General features: G+C 67.2%; 13 protein-coding genes. 4 read left to right on the forward strand and 9 right to left on the reverse strand.

Going from position 1 to position 13,825, the window contains the following annotated elements; all coding sequences use genetic code 11:
- Positions 1-2 precede the first annotated feature (2 nt).
- From P7L68_RS04955 to P7L68_RS04990, 8 genes are all read right to left on the reverse strand, one after another.
- On the reverse strand, positions 3-1,187 hold the full coding sequence (locus P7L68_RS04955; RefSeq protein ID WP_371999528.1) for an NADH:flavin oxidoreductase/NADH oxidase: 1,185 nt from the start codon (positions 1,185-1,187) through the stop codon (positions 3-5).
- A complete protein-coding gene (locus P7L68_RS04960) occupies positions 1,184-2,428 on the reverse strand; it encodes a CaiB/BaiF CoA transferase family protein (protein ID WP_371999529.1) in 1,245 nt (414 codons plus the stop codon). The genes P7L68_RS04955 and P7L68_RS04960 overlap by 4 nt, the downstream gene beginning before the upstream one ends.
- Before the next feature lie 151 nt (positions 2,429-2,579).
- Complete coding sequence (locus P7L68_RS04965; protein WP_371999531.1) at positions 2,580-3,452, reverse strand: amidohydrolase; 873 nt, start codon at positions 3,450-3,452, stop codon at positions 2,580-2,582.
- A gap of 18 nt (positions 3,453-3,470) precedes the next feature.
- On the reverse strand, positions 3,471-4,178 hold the full coding sequence (locus P7L68_RS04970; protein WP_371999532.1) for an ABC transporter ATP-binding protein: 708 nt from the start codon (positions 4,176-4,178) through the stop codon (positions 3,471-3,473).
- On the reverse strand, positions 4,171-4,962 hold the full coding sequence (locus P7L68_RS04975) for an ABC transporter ATP-binding protein (RefSeq protein WP_371999534.1): 792 nt from the start codon (positions 4,960-4,962) through the stop codon (positions 4,171-4,173). Before P7L68_RS04975 ends, P7L68_RS04970 begins: the two co-directional genes overlap by 8 nt.
- Positions 4,959-5,966, reverse strand: coding sequence for a branched-chain amino acid ABC transporter permease (locus P7L68_RS04980; protein ID WP_371999535.1), 1,008 nt, complete (start codon positions 5,964-5,966; stop codon positions 4,959-4,961). Before P7L68_RS04980 ends, P7L68_RS04975 begins: the two co-directional genes overlap by 4 nt.
- A gap of 18 nt (positions 5,967-5,984) precedes the next feature.
- On the reverse strand, positions 5,985-6,860 hold the full coding sequence (locus P7L68_RS04985; RefSeq protein WP_371999537.1) for a branched-chain amino acid ABC transporter permease: 876 nt from the start codon (positions 6,858-6,860) through the stop codon (positions 5,985-5,987).
- 67 nt (positions 6,861-6,927) lie between these two features.
- Complete coding sequence (locus P7L68_RS04990) at positions 6,928-8,067, reverse strand: ABC transporter substrate-binding protein (RefSeq protein WP_371999539.1); 1,140 nt, start codon at positions 8,065-8,067, stop codon at positions 6,928-6,930.
- Between the two features lie 718 nt (positions 8,068-8,785).
- Between P7L68_RS04990 and P7L68_RS04995 the strand changes: the two genes are divergently transcribed.
- The 4 genes from P7L68_RS04995 (at position 8,786) to P7L68_RS05010 (ending at position 12,350) form a co-directional block, all read left to right on the forward strand.
- The gene (locus P7L68_RS04995) at positions 8,786-9,994 is read left to right on the forward strand and encodes a helix-turn-helix domain-containing protein (protein ID WP_371999541.1); all 1,209 of its coding nucleotides are present in this window, start codon (positions 8,786-8,788) and stop codon (positions 9,992-9,994) included.
- A 142-nt stretch (positions 9,995-10,136) separates the two neighbouring features.
- Positions 10,137-10,472, forward strand: coding sequence for a type II toxin-antitoxin system RelE/ParE family toxin (locus P7L68_RS05000; RefSeq protein ID WP_371999543.1), 336 nt, complete (start codon positions 10,137-10,139; stop codon positions 10,470-10,472).
- Entirely contained in the window at positions 10,472-11,569 is a 1,098-nt protein-coding gene (locus P7L68_RS05005; protein WP_371999544.1) for a helix-turn-helix domain-containing protein, read from the forward strand. Before P7L68_RS05000 ends, P7L68_RS05005 begins: the two co-directional genes overlap by 1 nt.
- Before the next feature lie 103 nt (positions 11,570-11,672).
- The gene (locus P7L68_RS05010; RefSeq protein WP_371999546.1) at positions 11,673-12,350 is read left to right on the forward strand and encodes a glutamine cyclotransferase; all 678 of its coding nucleotides are present in this window, start codon (positions 11,673-11,675) and stop codon (positions 12,348-12,350) included.
- Between the two features lie 3 nt (positions 12,351-12,353).
- On the opposite strand, the gene P7L68_RS05015 is transcribed toward P7L68_RS05010, so the two are convergent.
- Entirely contained in the window at positions 12,354-13,757 is a 1,404-nt protein-coding gene (locus tag P7L68_RS05015; RefSeq protein WP_371999548.1) for a PLP-dependent aminotransferase family protein, read from the reverse strand.
- Between the last annotated feature and the right edge of the window lie 68 nt (positions 13,758-13,825).

The raw sequence follows: 13,825 nt of genomic DNA on the forward strand, positions 1-13,825 counted from the left end.
GGTCACCCGGGCGCCATCGCCCCGCCATCCGGCCACATCAGGCTCTCGCCATTGTCGCGCAATGCCTGGCCCCATTTCGCCAGCCACCAGCCATACTGCTCGGGCCAGTCCTCGAAATCGCCGGTCAGGCCCAGAGCCTCGGCGGCGTGATGGGCCCAGAACGGATCGACCAGCATCTGCCGGCCCAGGAAGATCAGATCGGCACGATCCTCGCGCAGGATGCGTTCGGCCAGCTCAGCCGTGCGGATCATGCCGACGGCGCCGGTGGCGATGCCGGCCTCGCGGCGGATTCGGTCGGCGAAAGGTACCTGATAGCCGGGGCCGCGCTTCAGATTGGCATTGGTCGAACCGACCCGCAGATTGCCGCCGGTCGAACAATCGACCAGATCCACGCCTGCCGCCTTCAGCGCGCGCGCGAAGATCACGCTGTCCTCTAGCGTCCAGCCGCCCTCGATCCAGTCGGTGGCCGAAATGCGCACGAAAAGCGGCGTCGCCGGCGGCAGGGCCGCGCGCACCGCCCGGGTCACCTCCAGCGGGAAGCGCATCCGGTTCTCCAGCGTCCCGCCGTAGTCATCCATGCGCTGATTGGCGAGCGGCGACAGGAAGCTTTGCAGCAGATAGCCATGGGCCATGTGCAGTTCGATCACGTCGAAGCCGGCCAGCACGGCGCGCCGCGCCGTGGCGACAAAGGCATCGCAGATCCCGGCGATCTCGTCGCGGCTCATCTCCCGCGGCATCAGCCAACCATCGGCCAGCGGCAGGGCGGAGGGGCCGGCCGGCTGCCACAGCTCTTCCCCGGCGGCGATGTCGCGCCCGGTCAGCGGCCCGTTGCCGCGGAATGCCCGCTGCTGGCTGGATTTGCGGCCGCCGTGATTGATCTGGATGGCGGCCTTGGCACCAAGGGCCCGGATCTGGCCGGCAATCTCGCGCAGGCCGGCGATCTGGCCATCCTCCCACAGCCCTGGATCGCCATTGGTGATCCGCCCGGCGCGGGTAACCGAGGTCTGCTCCACGAAGACCAGACCGGCACCGCCCATGGCGAACTTGCCGTAATGGATCAGGTGAAACGGTTTCACATAGCCGTTCTCCGCCGAATACATGCCCATCGGCGAGACCACGATCCGGTTCTTCAGCTCCACCCCGCGGAAGGTCGCGGGGCTGAACAGCCTGACATCCTGTCGCGTCACGTCTCTTTTCTCCCTCGGTCGCGCGTGATCACACCCCGGGCGCGCAGCGCCTCGATCTGCGCATTGTCATAGCCCAGCATCCCGGCCAGAATGTCGGCATCATCTTCCCCAAGCCGCGGCGATGGCCGGCGCGACACCGGCACGGCGCCATGGAAGCGCAGCGGGCTTGACGGCAGCACCACCCGGCCGAATTCGGGATGATCGACATGTTGCAGCATGCCGCGTTCATGCATATGCGGGTCGTTCACCACCTCCACCAGGTCACGCACCGGAGCGGCCGGCACCTTGTGGCGACGCAGGATCAGGGCCAGCTCCGCCTTGCTGTGACGCGCGGTCCACTCGCCGACCAGGCGGTCGGTCTCATCCATGTTGCGCACCCGGTCGGCAGCGGTGTCGAACCGCGGATCGCGGATCAGGTCCTCGCGCCCCATCGCCTTCAGCAGCGCCGTCCAATGATGCTCGTTGACGCCGATGATGGCGACATGGCCATCGGCCGCCGGATAGACGTTGTAGGGGGCCTCGGCCATGGCGCCGTGACGGTTGCCGGTACGCGGCGGTGCGCGGCCGGTGTCGAAGACGAAGGCCAGGTTCGATGCCAGGCTCGGATAGACCGTCTCCAGCATCGCCACCTCGACCAGCCGGCCCTCACCGGTGCGGGCACGCTGGCAGAGTGCGGTCACGATACCGGCATAGAGATGCACGCCGCTCAGGAAATCGACCACCGCCGGCCCGGCCTTGACGGGGGGGCCGTCGGGAAAGCCTGTGACGCTCATCATGCCCGACGCTGCCTGGACGGTGATGTCCATCGCCAGATTGTCGCGATCGGGACCGGACAGGCCGAAACCCGTGCCCGAGGCATAGACCAGCCGCGGGTTGATCCGGCGCAGCTCTTCCCAGCCCACCCCCAGCCGGTCCATCACCCCGGGGGCATAGTTTTCCAGCAGCACATCGGCCCGGGCGGCCAGATCCTTCAGGATCTGCACACCTTCCGGCGCCTTCAGGTCCAGCGCCATCGCCCGCTTGTTGGCATTCAGCATGGCGAAGGGCACCGCCGCACCCGGGCTGACCCGGGCACGATGGCGGATCGGCTCGCCCGCCGGCGGCTCGATCTTGATCACCTCGGCCCCGGCCTGAGCCAGCAGGAACCCCGCATAGGGGCCCTGATAGACCTGGCCCAGATCCAGAACCGTGATCCCGGCGAGCGGCAGCTCGGCGGCCGCAGTCGGACTGGTTGGCGTCATCACTCGATCTCTGGGCGCCGGCCGGCGCAGGCGCGCCGGTGCCGGACGGCTTTTCTCCCCCGGGGGGAGACGGAAGAAAGAGGTCGAAGCAGGTGCCAAGGGGGAGAGGCACCTGCTCCGACAAGTCCTGGCCAGGGAGGCCGGCGGCGGCTCAGAAGCCGTAAAGGACCGCCGGATTGTCGACCAGGATTCTGCGGCGCACCGTCTCGTCCGGCGCGCATTCGAAAAGAAGGCGGATCAGATCGTCCATCCGCGGGGTGGTTTCGTCGCTGTGGCCGACATGCGGCCAGTCCGACCCCCAGACCAGACGGTCGGGATTGGCGGCGATGATCGCCCGCATATGGCCTGCGGTATCGGCATAGGGCGCCCCGACCCGGGTGTTGCGATCGGCGCCCGACAGCTTTGTCCAGTAGCGGCCGGTCTTCAGCTTGTCGCAGAAGCCGCGGAAACCGGGGCTGTCGGGGGGAATGTCGGCCATGGTCCGCGACATGTGGTCGATGACATAATCGAGCGGCAGCTTTTCCAGGTCGGGGGCCGCCTCCATCAGATCGGAACTGTTGATCCAGAGCTGGGCATGCCAGCCGCGCTCGGCGATCCTGGGCGCCAGCGCCACCAGCTCGTCATAGCTGGTGCCAAGCGTCGAGACCGGCTTGCCGTCCTGGCGCAGCATGGTGATCCGCACCGCCTTGAAGCCGGCATCGGTCAGCTCGTCCAGCACCCTGTCCGAGACGTCGCCCTTCAGGATCGCAGTGGCGCGCAGCCGGTCGGGATAGCGGCGTAGCGCGTCCAGGGTCACTGCATTGTCGGCGCCGGAGCCCACCGCATGGACGATCACGCCGCGCGAGACCCCGATCGCATCCCAATGGGCGAAGAGGTCTTCCACCGTTCGCGGAAAGCGCGGCGTGAAGCGGCCCTCGTCGCCATGGGGGAAGCGGTCATACGGGCCGTAGAGATGCACATGGCAGTCGGCGCTGCCTTCGGGCAGACGCAGGCCTTCAGAGAGGGGATGGGGGGCGGTGGTCATCGGATATCCTCCGGACTGTCAGAGGCCCAGATAGGCCTGTTTGATGTCGTCGGCGTCGCGGAGCGCCGCCGCCGGCCCCTCGCGGGTGACCCGGCCGACGCGCAGAACATAGGCGCGGTCGGCAACCTTCAGCGCCGCGCGCATGTTCTGTTCGACCAGCAGCGAGGCAATGCCGCTCCGGCGCAGCTCGGCGATCGCGCCCAGGACGCTGCGCGCCAGAAGCGGCGACAGCCCCATCGACGGCTCGTCGAACAGCAGCAGCCGCGGCCGGGCCATCAGCCCGCGGCCGATCGCCAGCATCTGCTGCTCGCCGCCGCTCAACCCGCCGGCCAGCTGGCCGAACCGCTCCTTCAGCCGCGGGAACAGCTCCAGCACCCGGTCGACGCCGAATTCGGGCCCGCCGCCATTCACGTCGACGACGCGGAGATTGGCCTCCACCGTCATGCCCGGAAAGATCTCGCGCCCTTCGGGCACATGGGCAAGGCCAAGGCGCGCGGTCTGCCAGGGCTTCAGCCCGTCGATCCGCCGGCCGTCGAAGGTGACCGAGCCGCCGGACAGTGGCAGCACCCCCGAAATCGCGTTGAGCAGGGTGGTCTTGCCGGCGCCATTGGCGCCCAGCATGGCGACGATTTCGCCCGGGCGTACCGAGAGCGACACCTCGCGCAGCGCAGTCACCCGGCCATAGGCGGCCGACAGCCCGTCCACGGTCAGCAATGCGTCAGTCATCCTCGGCCCCCAGATAGGCGGAGATCACCTCCGGATGTCGGAACACCGCGGCGGGCGTGTCGGCCACCACCGGCCGGCCGTCCACCACCACCAGCGCCGCCTCGCACAGTTCGCCGATCGCGGCCATGTCGTGCTCGACCAGCACGATGGTCCGGCCGACCGCGACCTTGCGCACCAGGGCGACGAATTCGGCGGTCTCGACGTCGTTCATGCCGGCGACCGGCTCGTCCAGGAAGATGATCCTGGGGTCGGTCATCAGCATGATCGCCACGGCCAGACGGCGCTGAATGCCGTAGGCGAGGGACGCGGCCGGCTGCCCGGCGATCCGGTCGAGCCCGCAGAGCGCCAGCACGCCTGCGGCCTTGTCCTCGAAGGCGGCCATCTCGTCGCGCCAGCGCCGGCCGTGCAGGATCCGTTCGATCACCGAATGGCCCATGGCCGAATAGCGGCCGTAGAGCAGGTTCTCGCGCACCGTCGCCTGGCCGAATACGGCCGTGCGCTGGAAAGTGCGGCCGACGCCCCGGCGGGCGACCTCGTGATGGCGCATCGCCGCCACGTCCATACCCAGCACCTCGACCGTGCCGGCGCTGGGCCGGGTGATGCCGCAGAGGATGTCGAACAGGGTCGACTTGCCGGCCCCGTTGGGACCGATGATCCCGTAGATCGCCCCTTCCGGGATCGACACATCGACCCCTTTCAGCGCCGCGACGCCGCCATAGCGCTTTTCGATGCCCCGGGCGCGGACCGCAAGGGGCCGGTCGACAAAGCTCGTGCCAGCCGTCATCGCCCGCCCTCCCCGCGCGTCAGCCGCGCCATCACTGCCCGGCCGATCTGGTGCAATCCGCCTGGCGCCAGCATCATCACCAGGATGATCGCCAGCGAGAAGACCAGCACCTTGACGTTGGGGTCGAGCTTCAGGAACTGCGGCAGGATGGTGAAGATGGCGGTGCCGATCACCGGGCCGAACAGCAGGCCGGTACCGCCGATCAGCACGGCGAGCAGGGCATCGACCGTCAGCACCACCGAAAAGACCTCGGGCGTCACGATCTGGGTGTAGGGCAGACAGAGCGCGCCGGCCAGTGCCGCGACCGGCGCGCTCAGCACCAGCATCTTCAGCCGCTCGCGGAACACGTCGACACCCACCGACTGCGCCAGATGGCGGCTCTGGCGGATGCTTTCGATCGCATGACCGAAGCGGGAACTGCGCACCCGGGCGAGAAAGGCCAGCACCAGCAGCAGGATCACGGCCGTGAAGAAGAAATAGCTCTGCGGGTCGGTGAGATCGACCGGTCCGACGGTGAGGCTCGGGAAGCCGAACAGGCCGAGCGGGCCGCCGGTCACTTCCAGATTCATCGCCGCCACCATCATCACCCCGGCGAGCCCCCACGAGACAATGGAGAAATAGGCCCCGGTCAGGCGCAGCGTCAGCCAGCCGATGCCGATCGCCAGCACGGCGGAGGCGGCCATCGCCACCGGCACGGCCGCCACGAAGGGCACACCCGCTTCGATGGTCAGCATCGCCGTGCCATAGGCCCCGACACCGAAGAAGATGCACTGGCCGAGCGGCACTTCGCCGAGGCCGCCCAGCATCAGATTGATGCTGAGCGCGAAGAGCGCGAACGCGCAGGTATAGCCGGCAAGGCTGAGGATGAAGGTGCTCCGGACCCCGAAGCCGATCATCAGGATCAGCAGGATCGCGCCGAGCGTGAGCATGATGCCGGCCGGGGCGCCGCTGCCGGGAGCGGCAGCCGGCCGCCCGCCGGACGAGGTGGAAGACGTGTCGGTCATGTCGGTGCCTCTCTCCCGTCAGTGCCGGTGCAGCTGTGCGCGCCCCATCAGCCCCTGGGGCCAGAGGAGCAGAACCACGATCACGAGCACCCAGCCCAGGGCGGGCGTCCACGACACGGAGACGTAGGTTTCGAAGAAGGCATTGCCGAGGCCGATGGCCATGGCCCCCAGCAGGGCACCCGGAATGCTGCCCAGCCCGCCCAGGATCACCACCGTGAAGGCGGTGATCATGTTGGCGTCGCCCATGGTCGGGAAGGCGCTGATGATCGAGGCGAGCAGCGCGCCCGACAGGCCCGCCGCCGAGACGCCGAGCACGAAGGCGAGCGCACGGATCGTCGGCACATCGATGCCGGAATAGAGCGCGCCGCGGGCGTTCTGGGCGACGGCGAGCAATTGCTGGCCCCGCACGCTGCGCTTCAGCCAGGCCGCAAAGCCGATCAGCACCACCAGCGACACGACGGCGATGAACAGCCGCTGCCCCGACAGGAACAGGCCGAAGACCGTCGTGGTCGCCTGTGCGAACGGCGAGGCCACCGGCATCGGATCGGGGCCGGCCACCAGGATGATCGCGGCCACGATCGCCTGGCCGGCGGCGAAGGTCACGATGATCGAGCCATGCTCGCCGCGGTCATAGATCGCCCGACGGACGATTGCGATTTCGCAGGCAAAGCCCACCGCCGCCACCAGCAGCACCGCCAGCGGCAGGGCGGCCAGATAGGGCAGGCCCATCTGCTGAAGCAGCAGCACGCCGTACCCGCCCAGCGCGAAGAAGGCGCCATGGGCGAAGTTCACGACATGCAGCGTGCCGAAGACCAGGGTCAGACCCACGGCAACCAGCGCATAGCCGGCCCCCAGCATCAACCCGTTCAGAAGCGTCTGGAAAAGGAGATCCATCCGTCCCGTCCTCTGTCGCGAGACGCGGCACGCAGTTGCTGCTGCATCTGCATGCCGCCGCGGATCCTCAACGGTTCGCGATGGTTTCGCGGAGCGTCAACCGGCCGTCCTTCACCTCGTGGATGTAGAACTGCGGTGCCCGGGCCCGGCCACGATCGTCGAAAGTGAGGTCACCACGCGGCGACGGCCAGGGATTGGTGCGAAGGGTCTTCGCGATCAGATCGTAGTCATCGGCGCTGCCGGCCTTGTCCATCGCGCGCGCGATCACCTGCACGGCCTCGTAGGTCACCAGATGGACCTTGTTCGGTTCGGCCTGATGCGATGTCCGGAAGGCCTCGACGAAGGACGCCATCGCGCCGGTATTGCCCTCGGCGATGAAGATGTCGCCGGTGATCAGGCCGTTCATCGCCCCCTCGGCCGGGGTCAGCATAGACTCCTGTACCACGCCCGGGGCCTGGGTCTCGACCGGGAAACCGCCCTGCTGACGGATCTGCTTCCAGAGCTGCGCAGACCGCGCCGGATAGGCATCGGCGACGTAGACCAGCTCCGGCGCCGATGCCTTCACCTTGCTGATGATCGAGGTGAAATCGGTGATGTTGGCGTCATAGGTCGCGACATTGACCAGCGGAATCCCGGCCGCCTCCAGCGACTTGCGCAAGCCGGCCAGCAGCGCCTTGCTGAACTCGGAATTCTCGCCCATATAGGCGACCGTCTTCGGCTTCAGCGTGCCGGTGATATAGCCGTTGAAAGCCTCGGAATTCGCCGAAGCGGTGTTGTTGATCTGGAAGAGCCATTTGGATCCCTGCTCGGTGATCGCATCGGCCTGGGCGGCCGCATTCACCTGCAGGATGCGGTTCTTTGTGACCGAGGTTTCGGCCAGGACCACGGAGCTGTTGGTACCGCCGGTGATCGCCTGCACCCGGTGCTCGGACATCAGCTTCTGCACCGCGGCGACACCGCCCTGCGGCGTGCCCTTGTCGTCTTCATAGACCAGTTCGATCTGCCGTCCGCCCAGAATGCCGCCGGCGGCATTGATCTCGGCCGCGGCCATCTCGGCACCCATCCTGGCGTCACGCCCGTAACCCGCAGCCGCACCCGTGAACGGGGCCGCCACGCCGATCCGCACGGGATCCGCCGCCAGCGCCGCGCCAGTCAGAACCATCGCCGCGGTCATGCTGACCGCAGTCGCAAGAATGCGACGTCGCATGTCGTTAACCTCCCTGAAGACCCAGCCTTATGGCGGTCTTTATTGACGAGTTCATGGGGGTTACAGGCACAAAGCCGCACCCTCGTCCCGGATGGGGGCATCCGGACCGCCCGTCACTCGTTTTGCATTGAAGAGATCTTTACCGGGTCGTGCGTGAATTACTCACGGCGGAACCGTCAACCTCTTGGCCTTCAGTATGAGGATGGGCCGGATCAAGTCCAGATTTTCGCCCATGCGTATTTCGTTTTCATATCTGTGGAATCTGGCCGCGCGGCCGCGACGCATGCCTGCGCGCCTTTCAGGGACCGGGCATCGCCCTTCAACAAGAGATGGCCGCTAAATCAGTCCTGTACGGCCGGTGCGGCTTATGCCACGAACAGGATGACAGATCTCTCCGCATCTGCTGGCTGTTCCTCCCCCGTCCGGTGGCGGATCATTTTGCAGAAACCGGCGCTTTCCTTACCGGCGAGCGGGTTTCATCCATGTCTGTCCGCATTTCAAAGCCCCCTGCCTCATCAAGACTTTCCACCATGGCAGGAAGGTTCTGGAAGGTCCTTGCTGATCTGGACGATACCGGATGCCGGTCCGTCCACAGGGCTGTTCAGCCCCTGCGCCGGACGGGCGGCCGCAGCCACCTGTTCCGTGAAGTAAAACCGCACGGCGGCAACCTCTGGCACTCGTGCTATCCTGTCCGCCAGAGCGATTACGGCGGGGAGCCATGGATGCCCTGATCACCGCCGCCGCCCGCGCCCTGGCGGCGGACGATCTTCTGGGGGCGCTCAACAGGGTCGCCCTTCGCGACGACCCGCCGGCGCTGGCGCTGCGCGGCATCGTCATGGCAAGGCTCGGCGAATTCGGCCGGGCACGCGACCTGCTCGCCCGCGCCGGCCGCGGCTTTGGCCGCAGCAACCCCGCGGCCCGGGCGCGCTGCATCCTGGCGGATGCCGAAATCGCCCTGGTGCTGCGCGACATCGCCTGGCCCCAAGGGCTTCTGGATCGCAGCCGCGCGATACTGGAAGCGGCAGGCGACCATGCCAATGCCGCCCATGCCCGGATCATCGAGGCCCGGCGCCTGCTGCTGATCGGCCGGCCGGGCGCCGCCGACGCCCTGATCGCCGGGCTCGATCCCGGCCGCATCACCCCGGCACTCGCCGCCGGGCTGCACCTGACCCGCGCCGGCATCGCCGCCCGCCGGATCGCGGCCAGAGAGGCGGCCGCCGAACTCGATGCCGCCGCCGCGGCTGCGGAGGCAAGCGGGATCGCCGCCCTTACGGCCGAGGTGGCAACCGCCCGCCGCCAGCTCGACGCCCCCGCCGCCCGACTGGTCCGGACCGGGACCGGCCGGCTGGTGACGCTGGCCGAGGTGGAAGCCCTGCCCGCGCAGACGGCGCTGATCGTCGATGCCTGCCGGCTGATCATCCGCGATGCCACCGACGCCCGCCCGCTCGCCACCCGCCCGGTGCTTTTCGCCCTTGCCCGGCAGCTGGCGCTGGCCCATCCGGCCGATGTGCCGCGTGCGGTGCTGATCCGCGAAGGCTTCGGCGGCCGCAGCGCCGACGACAGCCACCGCGCCCGGCTCCGGGTGGAAATCGGTCGGCTGCGCCGCCTGCTCCACCCCCTCGCCCGGATCCGCGCCACCGCGACCGGCTTCGTTCTGGAAACGCCCCGCGCCGGCCCGGTCGCCCTGCTCGACCCGCCGGTCGCAGCCCCGGGCGGGCGGATGCTGGCCCTGCTCGCCGATGGCGAGGCCTGGTCGACCGCGGCCCTCGCCACCGCCCTCGGCACCAGCCCGCGCACCGTGCAGCGCCTGATGGAACGCCTCGCCGCCGACGGCCACGCCCGCCCCACGGGCCGGGGCCGCGCCCGCCGCTGGACGGCACCGGCCCTCGGCGGTTTCCCGACGATCATGCTGCTGCCGGGGGTATAGGCGGGACCGCAATTTTGCCCCTGAAAGTTGCCATTGACGCCGCCGCCGATTGTTGCCGCATCTTTTCTCATCAAGGACTTGCCGGGAATGTCCGGCCTTGATATTTAGGGAAAAAGCTTTACCTCTTGCGTAAAGGTTTTATGTGCTGATCGGCTTCAAGACGACAAAGCTGAAGAAGCTGCTGTCCGACGAACGGCAGCTCAGCCGTGAGTATGGCGCCAGTGGCGGGCGAAAGATTGCGCGCCGGCTCGCCGTCCTTGCCGCAGCGGAGTGTCTGGCCGACATCCCGACCACGCCGCCCACACGACGGCATCAGCTGAAGGGCGATCTGGACGAGCAGTTTGCCGTCGATGTCGAACATCCATACCGCCTGCTCTTCAAGCCGGATCACACCCCTGTACCAAGATGTCAGGATGGCGGCATAGACCTGACGAAGGTCACCGCGATCACCATCCTGGGAGTTGAGGATTACCACTGATGACGACCGCCGCCACGGAATTCGAGCCAGATTATGTCGTCTCGCCGGGAGAGATTCTGGAGGAGATCCTTGAGGCGCGCGGCATGAAGAAGCGTCAGCTCGCCGACAGATCAAACAAGTCGACCAAGCTGATCAGTCAGATCATCGCCGGTATCGCGCCGGTATCGCCGGATACGGCCATCGCGTTCGAGCGGGTGCTGGGCGTTCGGGCCTCCCTCTGGAATAATCTCGAATCCCGGTACCGCCTTCATCTGGCAAAACAGGACGAGCGAGCCCGCCTGGCATCCAACGTTGCATGGGCAAACCGTTTTCCCCTCGCCAGAATGAAGAAATTCGGCCTCGTCGGCGATGCCCGGAAGCCGATCGTCGAAGATATTCTGGATTTTTTCGGCGTGGCGAATACTGACGCCTGGGAGAATGTTTACCTCCAGGAACAGCAGAGAGTGGCGTTCAGAGCCTCGCAAGCGTTCCAAAGCAGCCCCTATGCGATCGCTGCCTGGCTCCGCTGGGGAGAGAAGCATGCGGAATCGCTGGACGTTCCCGCCTTCGACAAGGACAGGTTCAAAACGGCATTGAACGACATCAGGGCATTGACCCGTCTGACGCCTGAAGAGTTTCACGCCCCCCTGAAGGAGTTGTGCAGCCGGTCGGGTGTGGTCGTGCTCTGGCTGCCCGAACTTGATGGCACGCGCCTTAGCGGCGCTACAAAATGGCTCGGTCCGGAGAAGGTCATGATCCAGCTCAGCTTGCGCCACAGGACCGACGATCATTTCTGGTTCAGTTTCTTTCATGAAGCGGCTCACGTTCTTCTTCACGGAAAGAAAGCCGTCTTTATCGACGACGCCAGCAATACAACGACCAAAGAAGAAGATGAAGCGAATCTCTTCGCGCAAAATCATCTCATTCCCAGATCGCATTGGGCTCGTCTCACCAGGACGAAGGCGTTCTCGCGGGACAGAATCGTCTCTTTTGCAGATGATTTAAATATAGCGCCGGGGATTGTTGTGGGGCAACTCCAGCATGCCGGACTCATACCGTACACACATCTGAATGGTCTGAAGCGGAAATTCGTCTGGGCAGATCAGCGCTATAACTGAGGAGATCGCCTTCCCGACAGCATTGTTACTCTCACCCCCACCCTCCCCTGATCCAGGCTGAGGCTCGGACATGATCCCACCGCAGATCCCAAGGGAGGTTCCCATGACCACGACCCGCACATCCCCCACCGCCGCCGCCACGCCTGCCACCACCGAGGCCGAAATCCTGCGCGAATACGGCCCCTGGCCCGGGGTCGAGACCGTGCACGGGATCAGTTTCGACGGCAGCCATGTCTGGTTCGCCGTCGGCCCGGCGGTGAATGTGCTCGACCCGTCGGATGGCCGGGTGGTGCGCACGCTGCCGGTACCGGGAGAGGCCGGCACCGCCTTCGACGGGCGGTTTCTCTACCAGATCGCAGGGCCGGTGATCCGCCGGCTCGACCCTGAAACCGGCGCGGTGCTGGGCACCATCCCCTGCCCGGGCAATGGCTGCGCCTCGGGCCTCGCCTGGGGCGAGGGCACGCTCTGGGTCGGCCAGTTCGATGACCGCCGGATCCTGCAGATCGACCCTGAGACCGGCGCGGTGCTCCGCCACATCACCTCGGACCGCATGGTTACCGGCGTCAGCTGGGCCGGCGACGAACTCTGGCACGGCACCTGGGACGGCGACTGCCAGACGGCCGATCTGCGCCGCATCGACCCCGAGACCGGCGGCGTCATCGCCGTGATCGCGATGCCGGCCGGGCTTGCCGTCTCGGGGCTTGAGAGCGACGGCAACGGCACTTTCTATTGTGGTGGCGGCCGCAGCGGAAAGATCAGGGCGGTGCGCAAGAGCCTGTAAGCACTAGCCCCGGCCACCCCCCGCCACCTCGCGCATGAATGCCAGGAACCGCGGATCCGCGGCATGGGCAACGTTCACCCGGATGGCGGGGGCGCGGGGGGCGCGGTCGGGAGCGAAGACCTGGCCCGGGGCCAGGAAGATGCTGCGCTCCGCCGCGGCGCGGGCCAGCGCCAGTTCGTCCGTGCCGGGCGGCAGGCCGACCCAGAGATAAAAGCCGGCATGGGCCGGCGTCGCCACGTCCAGCCCCATTTCAGACAGGGCGCCGGCGGCCGTGCTCGCCGCCTCGCCCACCCGCGCGCGCAGCCGGCGCAGATGGCGGACGTAATGACCGTCGGAAATGAAATTGTAGATGAAGCGTTCGACATAATCCGAAGTGGCGACCACGGTGAGCATCTTGATGCCCTGCAGCGCCGCCGCCACCGGCGCCGCCGCCGCGACATAGCCCGAGCGCAGGCTGGCCGAGAAGGTCTTGGAGAAGGTGCCGACATAAAGCACCCGGTTCAGCTGATCGAGGGCGGCGAGCCGGGGCGCCGAGGCCGGCATCACATCGGCGAAGGCATCGTCCTCGACCAGCTGGAAGCCATGGCGTTCCGCCGCCTGCAACAGGCCATAGGCCGTGCCCATGGTCAGGCCATGGCCGGTCGGGTTGTGGCCCTGGGACTGGGTGAAGAACAGTTTCGGCCGGTGCTGGGCCAGCTTCGCCGCCAGATCCGCCAGATCCGGCCCTTCGGGCCCGCGGCGGATGCCGATGATCCGCACCTTGGCCAGCGTCAGTTTGCCGAACAGCGGATAATAGCCGGGGTCGTCGACGAAGACCGTGTCGCCCGGCTCCAGATGATGGCGGATGATCAGGTCGAGCGCATGATTGGCGCCGTAGGTGAGCAGCACCTGCCCCACCCCGGCCTTGATGCCCCGCTCCGCCAGCAGCATGGCGATCCGCTCGCGCAGCGGCAGAAACCCCCAGGAACTGCCATAGCCATGGTCGATCGCCTCGCCCTTCGGCCATTTGAACCGGCCGAAAAAGCGGCCGATTTCAGAGCCTTCCATCCAGGCCTGGGGCGGGCGGCCGTCGCCGGGGCGGACCTCGTAATGCTGGTCCAGCTGCTCGCGCAGCAGCGAGACCACATCCACCGCCGCCTCGACATCCGGGTTCTGGCGCGGCAGCGGCCGGCGGTTGCCGCCGGTGACATAGAAGCCCGATCCCGGCCGCGATTCCAGCAGCCCGGCCGCGACCAGCCGGTCATAGACCTCGGCCATCGTGTTCTTCGACACCCCGTGATCCCCCGCCGCCGCCCTGACCGAGGCCAGGCGCTCGCCGGTTTTCAGCAGGCCGCCGGTGATCTGCCCGGTGATCAGCTCGACCAGCTGATCGATGCGGCTGGGTTGACGCGGGGGTGTGTCTGCCATATTGAAGCCGTCCGCCGAACTGTCCCATGAGCTTGACTGGGACAGTCATGGTGATGAACCGTCCGACC

The sequence above is a fragment of the Tistrella mobilis genome (genome assembly GCF_041468085.1).
Lineage (GTDB): Bacteria > Pseudomonadota > Alphaproteobacteria > Tistrellales > Tistrellaceae > Tistrella > Tistrella mobilis_A.

Excerpts from the sequence above, each read along its gene's own strand:
- P7L68_RS05015 (WP_371999548.1), bottom strand. The coding sequence starts at position 13,757 with ATGGCAGACACACCCCCGCGTCAACCCAGCCGCATCGATCAGCTGGTC.
- P7L68_RS04975 (WP_371999534.1), bottom strand. The coding sequence starts at position 4,962 with ATGACGGCTGGCACGAGCTTTGTCGACCGGCCCCTTGCGGTCCGCGCC.
- P7L68_RS04990 (WP_371999539.1), bottom strand. The coding sequence starts at position 8,067 with ATGCGACGTCGCATTCTTGCGACTGCGGTCAGCATGACCGCGGCGATG.
- P7L68_RS04970 (WP_371999532.1), bottom strand. The coding sequence starts at position 4,178 with ATGACTGACGCATTGCTGACCGTGGACGGGCTGTCGGCCGCCTATGGC.
- P7L68_RS04980 (WP_371999535.1), bottom strand. The coding sequence starts at position 5,966 with ATGACCGACACGTCTTCCACCTCGTCCGGCGGGCGGCCGGCTGCCGCT.
- P7L68_RS04960 (WP_371999529.1), bottom strand. The coding sequence starts at position 2,428 with ATGACGCCAACCAGTCCGACTGCGGCCGCCGAGCTGCCGCTCGCCGGG.
- P7L68_RS05005 (WP_371999544.1), top strand. The coding sequence starts at position 10,472 with ATGACGACCGCCGCCACGGAATTCGAGCCAGATTATGTCGTCTCGCCG.
- P7L68_RS04985 (WP_371999537.1), bottom strand. The coding sequence starts at position 6,860 with ATGGATCTCCTTTTCCAGACGCTTCTGAACGGGTTGATGCTGGGGGCC.
- P7L68_RS04995 (WP_371999541.1), top strand. The coding sequence starts at position 8,786 with ATGGATGCCCTGATCACCGCCGCCGCCCGCGCCCTGGCGGCGGACGAT.
- P7L68_RS05010 (WP_371999546.1), top strand. The coding sequence starts at position 11,673 with ATGACCACGACCCGCACATCCCCCACCGCCGCCGCCACGCCTGCCACC.
- P7L68_RS04965 (WP_371999531.1), bottom strand. The coding sequence starts at position 3,452 with ATGACCACCGCCCCCCATCCCCTCTCTGAAGGCCTGCGTCTGCCCGAA.